We start from the raw sequence: 13,804 nt of genomic DNA on the forward strand, positions 1-13,804 counted from the left end.
CTCGTTCAGATCGTTCCTGTCGCACCGTCGTCTCTGGCGGTCGTCAGGGAGGTCGGTCAGGATGCGGTCACGCGTGGAACTGTTCGAGAAGATCAGGAGGGACCGGCGGCTGGAGAGCTTGTCGATCCGTGAGCTGGCGGATCGTCATGGGACGCATCGCCGGACGGTGCGCCAGGCGCTTGCCGATGCGGTGCCGCCACCGCGCAAGGCATACCCGGCCCGGCCCCGGCCGGCGATCGATGAGTGGGTGTCGGTGATCGATGGCTGGTTGATCGCCGATAAGGACGCTCCGCGCAAGCAACGCCATACCGCCCGGCGGATCTGGCAGCGTTTGGTCGCCGAGCACGGGGCCACCTGTGCGGAGGTGACGGTGTCGCGTTACGTCGCGCGTCGCAGGGTCGAGCTGGGGCTGGACCATCAGGAGGTGTCGGTCCCGCAGACCCATGAGGCAGGCGCCGAAGCCGAGGTCGACTTCGGCGAGTTCTACGCCACGATCGCCGGGCTGGTGGTGAAGTGCTGGATGTTCGTGATGCGACTGTCGCACTCGGGCAAAGCATTTCACGTCGCGTTCGCCACCCAGGCCCAGGAGGCGTTCCTGGAGGGCCACGTACTGGCCTTTGAGCACTTCGGCGGGGTGCCGGCCCGGATCCGCTACGACAACCTCAAACCCGCCGTCGTCCGGGTCCTCAAAGGCCGTGACCGTACGGAGTCTGAACGGTTCACCGCGCTGCGCAGCCACTACGGGTTCGACTCGTTCTTCTGCCGCCCCGGGGTCGACGGAGCCCATGAGAAGGGCGGTGTGGAGGGCGAGATCGGCCGCTTCCGGCGCCGCCACCTCGTCCCGGTCCCCAAGGTCGCCTCTGTGGCCGAGCTCAACGAGTTGATCGCCACTGCCGACCACCTCGATGACGACCGAGTGATCACTGGCCGCCCGATCACCATCGGGGCGGCGTTCGCCGCCGAAGCCCGCGCGTTGATGCAGTTGCCTGCCGAGGGGTTCGACTGCGCGCGGCTGCTGCACGCCCGGGTCGACAATCGGGCCAGAGTGTCTGTGCGGCAATGCTTCTACTCTGTTCCGGCCCGCTACGCCGGGCGGCGTCTGCCGGTGCGTCTGGCCGCCCGGACTGTCGAGATCTATGACGGACCCCGGCCGGTGGCCTCCCACGAACGCGCGGCCGGACGCTACGTGGAAGTCCTGTGCCTGGATCACTATCTGGAAGTCCTGGCGAGAAAACCCGGCGCACTGCCCGGGGCGACCGCCCTGGCACAGGCCAAGGCCCGCGGCGTGTTCACCAGCAGCCACCAGTCCTACTGGGATGCCGCCCGAACCGCCCGTGGCGATGCCAAGGGCACCCGCGCCCTGATCACCGTCCTGCTGGCGCACCGCAGCCTGCCGGCGACCGCGCTGATCACCGCGATGGAACGCGCGGTCACCTCGGGCTGTCTGGATCCCGAGGCGGTGATCATCGACGCCCGCCGCGAAACCAGCCCGCCTGCCCCCGTCGCCGCGATCGGCGCCCTGGCCCGATACGACCGGCCCGCACCCTCGCTGACCGACTACGACGACCTGCTGACCGGAAGTGACTCATGACCACCACCAAACCGGCGACCGTTGATGCCGCCGCACAAGCCTCCATCGGAGCGGCCGCCCGTGAACTGCACCTGCCCACGGTGCGCACCGAGTCCGCCCGGTTGGCCGAGATCGCCGACCGGGAACGCCACACCCATCTGCGCTACCTCGCCGAAGTCCTGGCCGCCGAGGTCGACGACCGCACCGAACGGCGCCGCGCCCGGCGCATCAACGACGCCAAGTTCCCCAGGCTGAAACGGTTGGCGGAGTTCAACATCGACGCCGTCCCCGCCATCAACCCGGCCCTGCTGGGGCAGCTGGCCGCCGGGCACTACATGGAAGCCGGCGAGCCGGTCGTGCTGCTCGGAGACTCCGGAACCGGCAAATCCCACCTGCTCATCGGGCTCGGGCTGGCGGCCTGCGAACAGGGCCGCCGAGTCCGCTACGTCACCACCGCGCAACTGGTCAACGAACTCGTCGAAGCCGCCGACGAGCGCGTCCTATCCCGGGTCGTGGCCCGCTACGGACGCCTTGATCTGCTCTGCCTCGACGAACTCGGATACGTCCAAATCGACCCTCGCGGAGCCGAATTGCTGTTCCAGATCATCACCGAACGCGAAGAACGCGCCTCCGTGGCGATTGCCACCAACCTGCCGTTCAGCGAGTGGGGCACCGTCTTCCCTGACCCCCGCCTGGTCGCTGCCATCGTCGACCGCGTCACCTTCAACGCCCACATCATCGAGACCGGCACCAAGTCCTACCGACTACGCACAAGCAAAACCGCCACCCGAGCCAAACGCCCCGACTAAACCGGGCGGGGCCAAAATTCACGACGACGGTGGGGCCAAAATTCACGACGACGGTGGGGCCAAAACACTTGACGAAACGCAATAGAGGGAGCGCACCTCCCGCCAGCCCTTCGAGATGGACCGGTACAGCATGGCTCCGTGCGCCGGCAGCTCTCGCGCAATCTGCTCGGCCAACGTCGCTGCGTCGCCAGGCCCAACGTCATCGAACAGCTCAGCCAATGGCGTCTGAGGCGGATCCGGCCTGATGTACTCCAAGACTTCGACGAACGCGCCCGTCGCCGAGGTGCATCCATAGATAGTCCGTCCCGGCGTATCCCAACGCGACCAGTCCTCGACAGGATGGTCGCCAGGAACGCGGGGTGGCGGATTGACCGGACCGTACTGGGTGCGAGCCACACGAAAGATGCTCTGCCCGGCACTGGCGACGATGTTGAGCCCCGTGGACGCGCAGATAGCCGTCTCCATCAACGACACCTGCACCTGCCCTCCTCTACACAGCGATCCGGCTGAGTATAGAAAGACTTCAGCTCAGGAATAGCTAGGAGTGGTAAGTGTCGGTGATGAATGCGTCCGCGGCGCGAAAGACAGTGGGGAATTTGTCTTCGCGCAGCAGTTCAGCCGGAGTGATTCCATCCATGCGAGGGTTGGCCGAGATCAGCCAACTACGGGCGACTTGATCATTTTCCGCTTCCTCGATCAGAAGAAACACGGTGTGGGCGGCCTTTAGGCGCCTCGTCCTTTCAGTCGAAGGCTCGGCATGGGAGCTGTCGCCCGGAGGGGCAGCCCAGCGCGCAGGCATCGCCCGGCTCTTGGAGCCTGCGATGTAGGCGGTCAAAGTGGGTCCGAGGCGGGCCAACAGGTAGGCGACAACCTCGTGGGTCTCCATGCGCGCGGTGTCGTCACCAGCCTTAACCAGCAGGTCAGACATTTCGCGAACACCTCCTCGGCCAGCCACGAGTCTATAGGACAACCACGCAGGCGGCGTTTATCATGCGTAAAGTAGCGCAGTAGTAGACGTCAAATATACCGGTTTTGACCGTAGGTCGTCACTTTGGGCTTCACGTCGGACTCAAGACCAACTGATCAACGGGTCGCGCCGAGCCGGAAATGTTGACGTGCGCAGCACATGAAAGCGCTGGCCAGAGCGGCCGATGGCTTCTTACGGCCAATACATTCAGAAGGCGCATGGCCCCAGTGACCCAGCAGCCGAGGCTGCGCTCCAAGGAAGCGAGCTGACACCTCAATTGGTCCGTCGCGGCCGATTGTCATGGCAGTGTGCACGTCTGGCCCGGTCTACCGCTTCAGAGCCTTCGTCCAGGCACGAAGGTGTCCGCCGCCGATTCCTCGGCGGGGGACGCTCGACAGGCACCTCTCAACATCGGACTTTGGCCTTGAATTCCGTCCGCAAACGTCCCACTTCGGCTCGACCAAGCAGCCACCAAGGACTGCACTGGCAACCGCAGATATCCCGGAGGATGCGGGACCGGCAGTGACAGCGGAGATGTCCGACCCTAGCTGTCTCTCGGTTCACCAAGTTCTCCGGTGCTTGTTTGAGATCGTCGTAGTATCCGGTTATGGCGTTGCGCTCTGGACAGATATTCGCAGGACTTCAGCGCCGTAAGCCTGCTCTGCGCAGCGGCATGGGTGAGGCGTACCTGGCGCAGCATCCTCGGCTGCCGCCAGGTCAACTTTTTGCGTAGCATCGCCGCAGTTGTGCCTCCTTCGGTTGCCGACTCAACTCCTGGGACTATCGGGGCCCCGGCATGCACCTTGTTCAAGTCAAGCAGTGGGAACCCCTTTGCGCCGGACTTCAGATTCCTCGCCACGGGACACGCCGCACTTCATTTCTCGCAGATTTGAAGCAAACATGCTTCACTTTTGCCATGCTCCAGTTGGACGAGGCGGCCAGCGATCGACTTCGGGATATCGTTGAGCAGCTACGGGATAGTCGCGTCATCGCAGTGCTCGAAGCGACCATCGCCGGCGTATGGCACGCGAACACCGCCCGATACGAGCCCAGCGATCTCGGAGACACACCGCGGTCGTTAGGCATCACCGCCGCCGAGAACATTCGTGAACTCGTCCTCCGTCAAAAGTGGGGTCCCGCAAGTACGGACGAACTCGGACGAGACGTCCAAATCACTGCACCGAGCGGCTCGCTGCTCGTCGAATCTCGCGGCGTGAACCTTCTCGTAAAGAAGGCCGATTCGATGGTCTCGCTGGTGGAACCCGACTGGAGCGGATTCGAGTGGGCTACTGAGAGCGACGTGCGTCGGGCTGCAGCCAGGAACAATAAGGCCCGGTATAACCCGCTACAGATTGGTGGTGGCACGCTCTTTGACGGCGCCTTCCCTGTCGAAGGCGACCCTAAGACGTTGCGCGACGTCATCCTTGTCTGGGCCGGCGGCTCGTCCAGCCCAAACACCGCAGGTTGGCTTGGCCTCCCAACCGAGAGCGCAGATCATCCTTGGTTGGCTGTGCAGCAAATCTGGTGGCACCAAGCTGACCCCGGCAGCTCGCAACGCGACCACATCGGCCCAACAGATCCAGACGCGGATACCTTTGAACGCCGACCGCTTCCGCAACCAGAGATTCGGTTGAAGCCGAAGCCGAAGACGGCAGGTGAATGAACGGGCCTAGTGAAGCCGTGCAAGCAGCTCGACGTCGTCGGGTCACTGGGTCTGTAACGACCTTCAGCGGTTCGCGGTTGTCGATTGCACGCCGGATGGCCCGCATGTCTCGCGCCGAACTTGCAGCATTGGTCGACATCTCGCCGACGGCAATCACCCAGCTTGAGCGGGAACAGTATCGACCGACGACGGCGGTGGCAGCAGAACTTGCACTCCGGCTTGGGGTACCAGGTCATTTCCTTCAACGCAGCGTAAGCGACCAGTCAATACCCGCTTCGGCAGCGCACTTTCGCTCCCTGCGCGCAACACCCGCGATCAGTCGCGAACAGGCTCTCGCCCACGCCGAACTCGCCCTCGAAGTGCTTTTCGCGGTTGAAGACTTTGTCGACTTGCCGCCGGCAGACCTTCCTTCATTGAAGGGTTACATCGGTGACATCTCCAAAGCTGACGCCGAACGTGCGGCGGCAGAAGCCCGTCACATGTTAGGCGTTACAGAAGGACCTGTGCCGCACGTCGTCAGACTCCTTGAATCCCGCGGTGTATTAGTTCTGCGGTATCCCGGTGACCAGTTCGACCGTCGTGTCGACGCGTTCTCTACATCGGTGACCAGCCGTCCGGTTGTGCTGCTGTCGTCGATGAAGGATGACAAGGCGCGCAGTCGTTTCGACAGTGCACACGAGCTCGGTCACTTGCTGCTTCATCCAGATGCGGAGCCAGGTTCGAAGCTAATCGAAGGTCAAGCCCAGGACTTCGCTGCCGCCTTTCTCACTCCCGCCGAGCAGGTCATCGATGACCTTCCCCGCAACCTCGACTGGGACGCGTTCCACATGGCGAAGCGGCGATGGGGCGTCAGCCTGCGTGCACTCGTGTACCGAGCTCACACCCTAGGTCTACTCTCAGACTCAGCCTACAAGCGCGCAAATATCGCGTTATCGAATTGGGGCACACCCGAACCCGGGCCCCTCGGCCCACCCGAATCTCCATCGCTCCTTGGTGCCGCAGTCGCTCTTCTCGCCGAACACGGCGTAACGGCGACAGAACTGGCTCAGCACGGCGCCCTGCCCGAGGAATATGTCGAAATGGTCGTCGCTGCGGCAACCGACATCCGGCCGAAAGTCAGGCCCACCTCACTATGACCGGCGACACCACGAACCAATGGACAGCCGACGAAGCAGGCGTCTACTTCAGTGATCGGTTCAATGTCGAACCTGACATCTTGGACAAATACGGAGCTTTCAACATATCCGTCGTCACAGACCTGCCCTTGTTTATTGACCCCTTCTTGTTGTTTAACAGCAGCAAGCCGAAGTACCAAGCACTGCACGAATCGATGATCGAATACCTGCGATTCTTGAAGTCAAAGGCGGATCTCAACCTCACCAGCGGACTGATCGACAGCTGGTATCGGTTCCCAGAAGTACGCCAGAACTGGCTAGGGTTTGCCGACGGAGGCAACGCGGGTCACGGCCTTGGCCGCGGGTTTGCTGCTGACCTCAACGAAGCTCTCGCATTTCTCCTGTCCGACTTCGGGTCCGAAGCAGTAACCGAGTCAACGCACCTTGAGAAGCTCGCTTTGATACGAGCCGGGGTTGGCCGGGACACTATCAGCGACTTCACAACGAACCTGATCAAGCACTTCCTCTGTGACTACACCCAGACGTTCACGCGCAAGCACATTGTCGAGGAGCTATCGCGGGACTTCGCGGTTCCACGTGTGGCATTCAATCGCCAAACCGAAACTTGGATGAGCGGCAGATACCGATTGCCGAACCTCGACGGCGACTACGTACTGCTGACCCCGACGGATCTACTCACCCGAGAAGACACCTGGATCAACCACAATGACATGGTTCGTTCGTTTGACCAGATCGTTGAGGCGGTCAACGACGGGCAACTCCGCGCGCAGATGCAGAACTACCTCACTCGCCGCCTTAGTCAGAACCCAACGGCGAGGGAAATCAGAGATGCACGGGCTCGAACAGTTCGTGAGTTTCCCATCCTCGTAGACCTTTACATCAAGGCGAAAGAGGATGACCGCGAGGAAGCGAGTTCAGTCAGCGCTGAGCGGGCGGCTGACGCGTACAGCGTCCTTGTGTCGCAGGTGCAGGCCGCTGCGTCCGATATTGCGGCCAAGACCACGCTGTACCATAAGCCCTGGTCGTCCTACGCGGAAGCGCTAAAGGCTGTCGCGCTCTTCAAGCACTACGTCGAGCACCAGGACGGCTACACGCTAATCAATCGCGGTGGTGGCAAGCCCTTCTCGTCGGAGAAGGAGGTGCAAACGTTTTTCGGGCTGCTCCTCACCCAATCGAGATTCGACGTGAATCGGGAGCCGAACAACGGCCGAGGCCCCGTCGACTACAAGATCAGCTCAGGTGCCCACGATAAAGCGCTCGTCGAGTTCAAGCTTGCGAAATCGAGCTCACTTCGCCGCAACTTGGAGAAGCAGGTCGAGATCTACAAGACAGCAAACAAAACACCCCACGCCGTCAAGGTGATCATTGCGTACACCGAGGGAGACATGAGCAAGGTTGAGCGCGTTCTCGCCGAACTGGGGCTCACCGGCGACAGCTCAACCGTAGTGATTGACGCCCGCAGCGATAACAAACCCTCAGCCTCGACTGCGTAATCCCTAGCGAAGCCCTTGCAGGATCCCGGACGCTTAATCACCTGCCGCACAGCACGGCGATGCTCTTCCAACCCTCGATACTGAGCTTGGGCAAACAAATGGCTTGCGCTCTTGCGCCCACACCGCGCCCGAAAACTCCCCGGCATGCGTTTCAGCGAGGCGGTTCACTTCCAACGAACGCTAATTGTGAAGTCAGGTAGGCGTCCGCCACAGTCCGTGCCGATAACGCCCAACTACGTCGCGCCGATAATCCCGCCTTCAGTCGACTTCGAGACGGAACACCGTGAAGACGAACCCTGCGCTGTCTTAGCCATCATCAAGCCCTGCGGTTAGCGCCTTCACGCCTGTGCCGCCAACGCGGGACGGTTGTCGGACGCAACTGTCATGCTGAACCAAGGAGGGCTGACGCATGGCGGTGGACGATGCAGCAGAACGTGGGTCTGCAGCGAACAGTTTGAGCACGAGGTTCCCGCTGTTGGCCGCCGAATGGCATCCGACCTTGAACGGTGATCGCGTCCCTTCTTCGGTTACTGCCGGCGCCAAGCTGAGGGCACACTGGCTGTGTCCGGTGTGTAGTCACGTCTGGCAGGCGCGAGTGAGCAGTCGCACCCACGGGCACGGATGTCCGGCATGCGCGCGTAGAGAAACAGGGCGGTTGAAAAGCCTTCCTGTGCCGGGAGATTCACTGGCGGAACGATTTCCGGAGGTCGCTGCCGAATGGCACCCCAACAAGAACGGCGATCTAACTCCAAAGACTGTCGGCTACGCCAGCAACAAGAAGGTCTGGTGGCTCTGCGCGAGATGCGGTCATGAATGGCACATCCAGGTCGCCAACCGCACTAGCGGCAGCTCATGTCGAAAGTGCGCACACGCCGCGCTGCGTAGGCCCAAACCGGGCGCCTCCTTAGCCGAGCGCAATCCCACGGTGGCAGCCGAGTGGCATCCGACGCTCAACGGTGACCTCACACCAAGTGAGGTGGCATTCTCAGCCAAACGCAAGGCCTGGTGGAAGTGCGCCGGCTGCGGTAACGAGTGGGAAGCGTCCGTGGGCAACCGCGCTGCAGGCGCGGGGTGCCCTGGCTGCAGCCGCCGCGGAAGGGGCCGCACAGACAACCGCCGACCCCCCAAAGATACTGCCGCTGACCCTGTCCCGGTGCGCAGGGCCTCGAAACCAACACAGACCTCTCTGCCAGGAATGCCCGAACCACCCTCGGCGGACCACCAGCTGCCGCCAGGTACATCACTGACGGAGCGCTACCCTGAGGTCGCGGCGCAGTGGCATCCGACCCAGAATGGTGACCTCAAGCCTGCCGGGTTCCGTTGGGCCAGCAATGTGCGGGTGTCGTGGTTGTGCCCGACGTGCGGCCACGAATGGTCGGCGATGATCATCAGTCGGACGCGCGGTGGTGCGGGTTGTCCCCAGTGCGGGCGGCGCCGGGCCGGCGCAAAACTGGGTACGCCCCAGCCTGGGCAGTCGCTCGCCGAACGATTGCCCGAACTCGCCGTGCAATGGCATCCGAGACTCAACGGTGACCTCACCCCAACCATGGTCACCGCCAAGAGCGGCAAACGTGTTTGGTGGTTGTGCCCTGGATGCGGCAACGAGTGGGAAGCACAGATCGGTAGTCGCGCAACTGGTTCCGGCTGTAAGGCATGCGCGATGCGGCAGATAGCTGTGACACACGCCAAGCCCGGCCATGGCCAGTCTCTTGCTGAACAGGATCCCGAGCTGGCCGATCAGTGGCATCCCACACGCAACGGTGACCTCACCCCGCATGACGTCACGGGCAACAGTGGCAAGAAGGCGTGGTGGTTGTGCGCTCGCGGCCACGAATGGCAGGCGATGATCAACAATCGGACCAAGGCACGCGGCTGCCCAAAATGCATTCTGTGGGGCACTAGTGCCGAAGAGATCCGTCTACGCCACGAACTCCTTGCTGCGGGTGTACCGATCGAGGTCGAGCACGCGGTCATCACCCCCCAGAAGGGCAGGCCGCTGAACTGCGACATGGTCGTGCCCGCGTGGAACGTCGTGATCGAGTTCGACGGCAACAGATTTCACAAGACCCCCAACGGTCATCAGAAGGATCGTCGGAAGACTGCAGCCCTGGAAGACGCCGGTTGGACAGTCATTCGTGTACGCGAAGATCTCGAACCCATCAGCGGCCGTGACGTTCTCGTCCCGAAGTTCTCTTCCGAAGTTGAGCGCGCCAAAGCCGTCCTCTTCAAACTCGACCAACTGGGCTACCGCGCTATACACCACAATGAGTACCTCAGTACCGACGAACCTTGGGCCGCGGCGGACGCCGAGACAGAGATCCGACGACCTCGGGCCAACTCACTGGCAGCTAAGCTACCGGACCTGGCTGCACAGTGGGACCCAGTCAAGAATGGCCCACTGACACCCCAGCACGTCACGTTCGGCAGCGGGCAGAAAGCATGGTGGCTCTGCCCAGTGTGCGGCAACAGCTGGCACGCCGTAATCGGTAGCCGCGCCTCGGGCGTCGGCTGTCCCTCTTGCGGGCGTAGAGCCAGCCTGATAGCTCGTAGCACACCAAAGCCCGGCAACTCGTTGGCAGACCGTTACCCCGAAATCGCCGCCGAATGGCACCCCACCCGAAACGGTGACCTCGCACCTGAAGCTGTCGCGCCCGCAAGCAGCAAGAAGGTGTGGTGGAAGTGTTCCATGTGCGACCACGAGTGGGAAACGGTCGTCGCGAGACGGACCACACGCGGGGCCCGCTGCCCGAATCGGTGTCGACCGTGACGAACCTGACCCGCGCCCCTTCTCTCGATACCCTCGGCAAGCGATCACGGCCCATGCGCGCGAGGAAGGTCGAGGTCCTCCTTTTCGCCAGCAGCGCATGGACCCTAATGGCCCGCACAGACGGGCTACTGGAACAGCGCCTCTGCGGCGCGCAAATTCGGCCACTCAGAGAGCCGGCTCATTTCGCCTGCACGTCCGTATCGCCGATAGAGTCGCTGAACTTCCTCACATGGCACACGCCACATCGAAAGGCGGACGAATGGGTAGCAAGAAGACCGAGATCATCGATATCAGAGTCGATGAACTGGCACTGTCGCTTGTGGGATGGCAGGCAGTGGACGCTCAAGCTCGTCTCCTCACCGAGTCGCATGACAGGACCGATCACGAACAGCAGCTCGCCGTCTCGGCAACCTTCCGCTTCCTGCCCGAGGATTGGACCGAACGGTTCAAGGACAGCGATGGAGACGATTTCGCCTCGGAGGTCTTCCTAACTCTGAACCGGCGCGACATCCCCGCCCCCACGAGTAACCACAAATGGGTCGTTCTCGAGAAGATCAGGAAGGCTACGAAGGGCCTGATCCGCGTTTCGACCAAGAGTGATACCTGGACACGTCGCGCGCCGCTGACCGCGAAAGACCTCGATCTCCGGCTCACGGCCTACGATCTCGACTACGTTTCGGACCTATACATCAACTCGAAGCTCAGCCTTCCGGGTCCTACGACCACCCCACTCGAAATCATCGTGGTGGACGAAACCAGCGCCGACGCCCCTCGCGCGAAGGTCGCTATCGCACACGCCTACCTGTCGAAGGGCGATTACCGTACGACACTTACCGTGCACGCTGAAGGCACTTTCGAATTCGGCAGCGCGGAATGCCTTCTCAAGGCATACGTGGACCGGCACGATTGGGCAGACGGCGAATCCACCGTGAAGGACTCCGCCCCCTTCGAGGTCGACGTACCGGAGGTCAAATTCGAGATCCTGGACGATTCCGGATTTTTGCTCGACAATCGAACCTGCAGATTCCATGGGCACATCCCGATCGACGACCAGGGGAGCGTCCCCCGCCGCCAGCCACGCTGGATCGGCCGCGACGTCATTGACATCAGTAAGCTGCCAGGCGATCCGCATCGGGTCGTTGTACGCGTCACCGACGGCGAGGAATGACCGCTGCCAGCGGCTGGCATAGTGTCGACAGCCCAGGCCTCGCCCCTATTTCATCGATGTCCTGGCAAGATACGGGGAAGCAACCAGGGAGGGGTGGAAATGCGCCGCAGCGACAACCACTACATACCGATCCTCAAAGGTCGACTCGGCGAATTGAATGCGATTAGCAAGGTCGCTGCCGACGTGTCGGGAGATTACACGCCGCTAATCGAGTTTGTAGCTTCGACAGATGAAATCCTGGACGAAAACGGTGAGCCGTCGCGCATATCGGTAGAGAAGTCAGTGATGCGATCGATCGGCCGTCTGGAAAAGTACTGGCCAAAGGCGAATGACGTCATGGTTGACCTCCACGGGCTGCCAACCTTCGAAGGTTACTCGCCGATAGTGACGGTCATTGAGCAATTCGGGGCCGAGAGTGTCATACCGGTTTGCAGGCCGAGTGATCTGAAGGATGAGACGGGCATGCTGCGCCGCCTCCGCTCCACCTTGAGCACTTACGATCGCAAGAATATTTGCATACGACTTGCTGACGAGGACCTCGAAGAACGCGACGAGCCGATCTCGTCGTACATCGACAACTTGCTTGATACGTTGATAGCCGAGCCGGAAAACATCGATCTCATAGTCGATTTCGGTCCGGTCGATGCAGAAAGCTCCGGATTCAAGGCGCGGATTGCTCGCCTTGTGATCAGTGAACTGCCCCACATCAACAGGTGGAAATCGGTCACGCTCGCCGCAGGAGGTTTCCCCGCAACACTGGACTCCGTCCCTCCTCAATCGCTGGATAGGCTGCCCCGCAGTGAAGTGAAAATGTGGCAGACGGTTCGAATGCGGTTGAGCGGAAACGGACGAGTGCCGGCGTTTGGCGACTATGCGATCGCCTACCCGCGACAACTCGCAGGTGTAGGTTTTGCGCCGGCCCCGCAGATTCGGTACACCACACCGGAGAGTTGGCTGATCCTCAAGGGCCGCAAAGCCGACCGCCGGAGCAACGCCCAGTTTTTCGATATTTGCGGCGAGATTGTGAGCAACCCCGACTTCACACCCGGGTTGTCATGGGGTGACGAGCAGATCCGCGATAAGTCTCGGTACGCTCATGTCAGCCCGATTCCCCCAAGCGCTTCCCCTGGCAACGCCATGATGTGGCGGGCAATCGGGACAAGCCACCACATCGGCCTGGTCATAGACCGGTTGACCAAACTTGGCGAACCTTAAGCTGAGTACGCACATGCAGCTTCAAATCGCGAATTGGCCACTTCGCCAACCGATCCCACAGGTCCCACCGGGTCTCGCGGGATTTGACAACCTCTCCATGCCGCTTGAGCAACGCCGCTGCTTCGTCTCTCCAGAGAAGCTGAGCGACAGCCAGCCGGTCGCAAGTGGGGTTCTTGCGTGCAGCTCGACGGCGCTTAAGGACCAGTTCCCCTCGGACACTTCGCACTTCGAGAATTCCCCACCAGGCTGGCACCAGCATCGCCAACTTGTCGACGTACCGCGCCCCGCAGACGATGGTGCTGTAGTCGAGCACCCTGTCGTACAGCTCAATCTGCGTTGGCAGACGGTCGAGTTTGTCTCGATCGCTCTTGATCTCATAGCCGTGGAGTGATCCGTTGATCACTGCCACGTCCACGCGTGTGGCGCCTAAGCACAGGCCCATCTCGTTCACAATTCGGTCGCCTTGGAACCGTCGGCCAAGGTCGTCAATTAGCGCCATCCGAATATCGATGTCACGCATATCCGGACTATACGACACGAGAACAATGTCACCTGGGATCCGTGGAGGCCGTGCATGAGCTGGTACTTGCCCTTACTGACAGATCCGCCCGTTCTCCCACCAGCACCCACGGCAGAGGCCGCTGATCCAACAGACCAGTGGGCCGATTGGAAGACCTGGACGGCCATCATCGGGGCCGTCACGGGGTCCTATGGTGCCGTCGTCTCGACACTTGCGCGTAGAGACGTCAAATGGAGACGTGCAGCTAAGCATCTAGACGAAGTCAGGCCGGCCCTAGTCAAACTCCGAGATGCCATCGCGGAGGCGCTGGCGGACGGTAGAAGCATTGTGTCACTACGCGCGGCCGCCCTTCGCGGTCCGCTGGAGGCGTTGCACGACAATCAAAGTCGATTGGCAGATGTGAAGCTAGCGAAGGCCGTCGGGCAAGCCGAGCGTGAATATTCAACCATCTTGGCGCTAGGTGACGATGCAACCGCCCATCGGCGAACAGAGGTGT

Annotated in this window: 11 protein-coding genes and 1 pseudogene; 9 read left to right on the forward strand and 3 right to left on the reverse strand. The window is 61.7% G+C overall.

Features of this window, described 5'->3' with window-relative positions; translation table 11 throughout:
• Window positions 1-61: 61 nt before the first annotated feature.
• Window positions 62-1,591, forward strand: a complete 1,530-nt coding sequence (istA, locus tag A5740_RS22180) for an IS21 family transposase (RefSeq protein ID WP_076197613.1) — start codon at window positions 62-64, stop codon at window positions 1,589-1,591.
• Complete coding sequence (istB, locus tag A5740_RS22185) at window positions 1,588-2,379, forward strand: IS21-like element helper ATPase IstB (RefSeq protein WP_076197615.1); 792 nt, start codon at window positions 1,588-1,590, stop codon at window positions 2,377-2,379. Before istA ends, istB begins: the two co-directional genes overlap by 4 nt.
• A 42-nt stretch (window positions 2,380-2,421) precedes the next feature.
• On the opposite strand, the gene A5740_RS22190 is transcribed toward istB, so the two are convergent.
• Window positions 2,422-2,859: a hypothetical protein gene (locus tag A5740_RS22190; RefSeq protein WP_254849297.1), complete on the reverse strand. Its 438-nt coding sequence runs from the start codon at window positions 2,857-2,859 to the stop codon at window positions 2,422-2,424.
• 58 nt (window positions 2,860-2,917) lie between these two features.
• Window positions 2,918-3,307 carry a hypothetical protein gene (locus tag A5740_RS22195; protein WP_076197617.1) on the reverse strand — a complete coding sequence of 130 codons (390 nt, stop codon included), beginning with the start codon at window positions 3,305-3,307 and terminating at the stop codon, window positions 2,918-2,920.
• A 955-nt stretch (window positions 3,308-4,262) separates the two neighbouring features.
• On the opposite strand from A5740_RS22195, the gene A5740_RS22200 reads away from it, so the two are divergent.
• The 7 genes and pseudogenes from A5740_RS22200 to A5740_RS22225 all read left to right on the forward strand — a co-directional run bounded on the left by A5740_RS22200 (window position 4,263) and on the right by A5740_RS22225 (window position 12,788).
• Entirely contained in the window at window positions 4,263-5,009 is a 747-nt protein-coding gene (locus tag A5740_RS22200) for a hypothetical protein (protein ID WP_076197619.1), read from the forward strand.
• A 95-nt stretch (window positions 5,010-5,104) separates the two neighbouring features.
• Window positions 5,105-6,145 carry an ImmA/IrrE family metallo-endopeptidase gene (locus A5740_RS22205; RefSeq protein ID WP_371454790.1) on the forward strand — a complete coding sequence of 347 codons (1,041 nt, stop codon included), beginning with the start codon at window positions 5,105-5,107 and terminating at the stop codon, window positions 6,143-6,145.
• A complete protein-coding gene (locus A5740_RS22210; protein ID WP_076197623.1) occupies window positions 6,142-7,638 on the forward strand; it encodes a hypothetical protein in 1,497 nt (498 codons plus the stop codon). Before A5740_RS22205 ends, A5740_RS22210 begins: the two co-directional genes overlap by 4 nt.
• A gap of 409 nt (window positions 7,639-8,047) precedes the next feature.
• Window positions 8,048-8,710: pseudogene (locus A5740_RS29420) on the forward strand (zinc-ribbon domain-containing protein); the annotation flags it as partial.
• A gap of 123 nt (window positions 8,711-8,833) precedes the next feature.
• Window positions 8,834-10,405: a zinc-ribbon domain-containing protein gene (locus A5740_RS22215; RefSeq protein ID WP_254849298.1), complete on the forward strand. Its 1,572-nt coding sequence runs from the start codon at window positions 8,834-8,836 to the stop codon at window positions 10,403-10,405.
• 259 nt (window positions 10,406-10,664) lie between these two features.
• Window positions 10,665-11,573 carry a hypothetical protein gene (locus A5740_RS22220; protein ID WP_076197627.1) on the forward strand — a complete coding sequence of 303 codons (909 nt, stop codon included), beginning with the start codon at window positions 10,665-10,667 and terminating at the stop codon, window positions 11,571-11,573.
• 99 nt (window positions 11,574-11,672) lie between these two features.
• Complete coding sequence (locus A5740_RS22225) at window positions 11,673-12,788, forward strand: beta family protein (RefSeq protein WP_139335294.1); 1,116 nt, start codon at window positions 11,673-11,675, stop codon at window positions 12,786-12,788.
• On the opposite strand, the gene A5740_RS28555 is transcribed toward A5740_RS22225, so the two are convergent.
• Entirely contained in the window at window positions 12,754-13,308 is a 555-nt protein-coding gene (locus A5740_RS28555; RefSeq protein WP_076197631.1) for a sce7726 family protein, read from the reverse strand. The two genes, A5740_RS22225 and A5740_RS28555, sit on opposite strands and share 35 nt — an antisense overlap.
• Between the last annotated feature and the right edge of the window lie 496 nt (window positions 13,309-13,804).

This window comes from Mycobacterium sp. GA-1841 (assembly GCF_001954135.1).
In the GTDB taxonomy this organism is placed as follows: domain Bacteria; phylum Actinomycetota; class Actinomycetes; order Mycobacteriales; family Mycobacteriaceae; genus Mycobacterium.

Excerpts from the sequence above, each read along its gene's own strand:
- istA (WP_076197613.1), top strand. The coding sequence starts at position 62 with ATGCGGTCACGCGTGGAACTGTTCGAGAAGATCAGGAGGGACCGGCGG.
- istB (WP_076197615.1), top strand. The coding sequence starts at position 1,588 with ATGACCACCACCAAACCGGCGACCGTTGATGCCGCCGCACAAGCCTCC.
- A5740_RS22195 (WP_076197617.1), bottom strand. The coding sequence starts at position 3,307 with ATGTCTGACCTGCTGGTTAAGGCTGGTGACGACACCGCGCGCATGGAG.
- A5740_RS22200 (WP_076197619.1), top strand. The coding sequence starts at position 4,263 with ATGCTCCAGTTGGACGAGGCGGCCAGCGATCGACTTCGGGATATCGTT.
- A5740_RS22205 (WP_371454790.1), top strand. The coding sequence starts at position 5,105 with ATGGCCCGCATGTCTCGCGCCGAACTTGCAGCATTGGTCGACATCTCG.
- A5740_RS22210 (WP_076197623.1), top strand. The coding sequence starts at position 6,142 with ATGACCGGCGACACCACGAACCAATGGACAGCCGACGAAGCAGGCGTC.
- A5740_RS22215 (WP_254849298.1), top strand. The coding sequence starts at position 8,834 with ATGCCCGAACCACCCTCGGCGGACCACCAGCTGCCGCCAGGTACATCA.
- A5740_RS22220 (WP_076197627.1), top strand. The coding sequence starts at position 10,665 with ATGGGTAGCAAGAAGACCGAGATCATCGATATCAGAGTCGATGAACTG.
- A5740_RS22225 (WP_139335294.1), top strand. The coding sequence starts at position 11,673 with ATGCGCCGCAGCGACAACCACTACATACCGATCCTCAAAGGTCGACTC.
- A5740_RS28555 (WP_076197631.1), bottom strand. The coding sequence starts at position 13,308 with ATGCGTGACATCGATATTCGGATGGCGCTAATTGACGACCTTGGCCGA.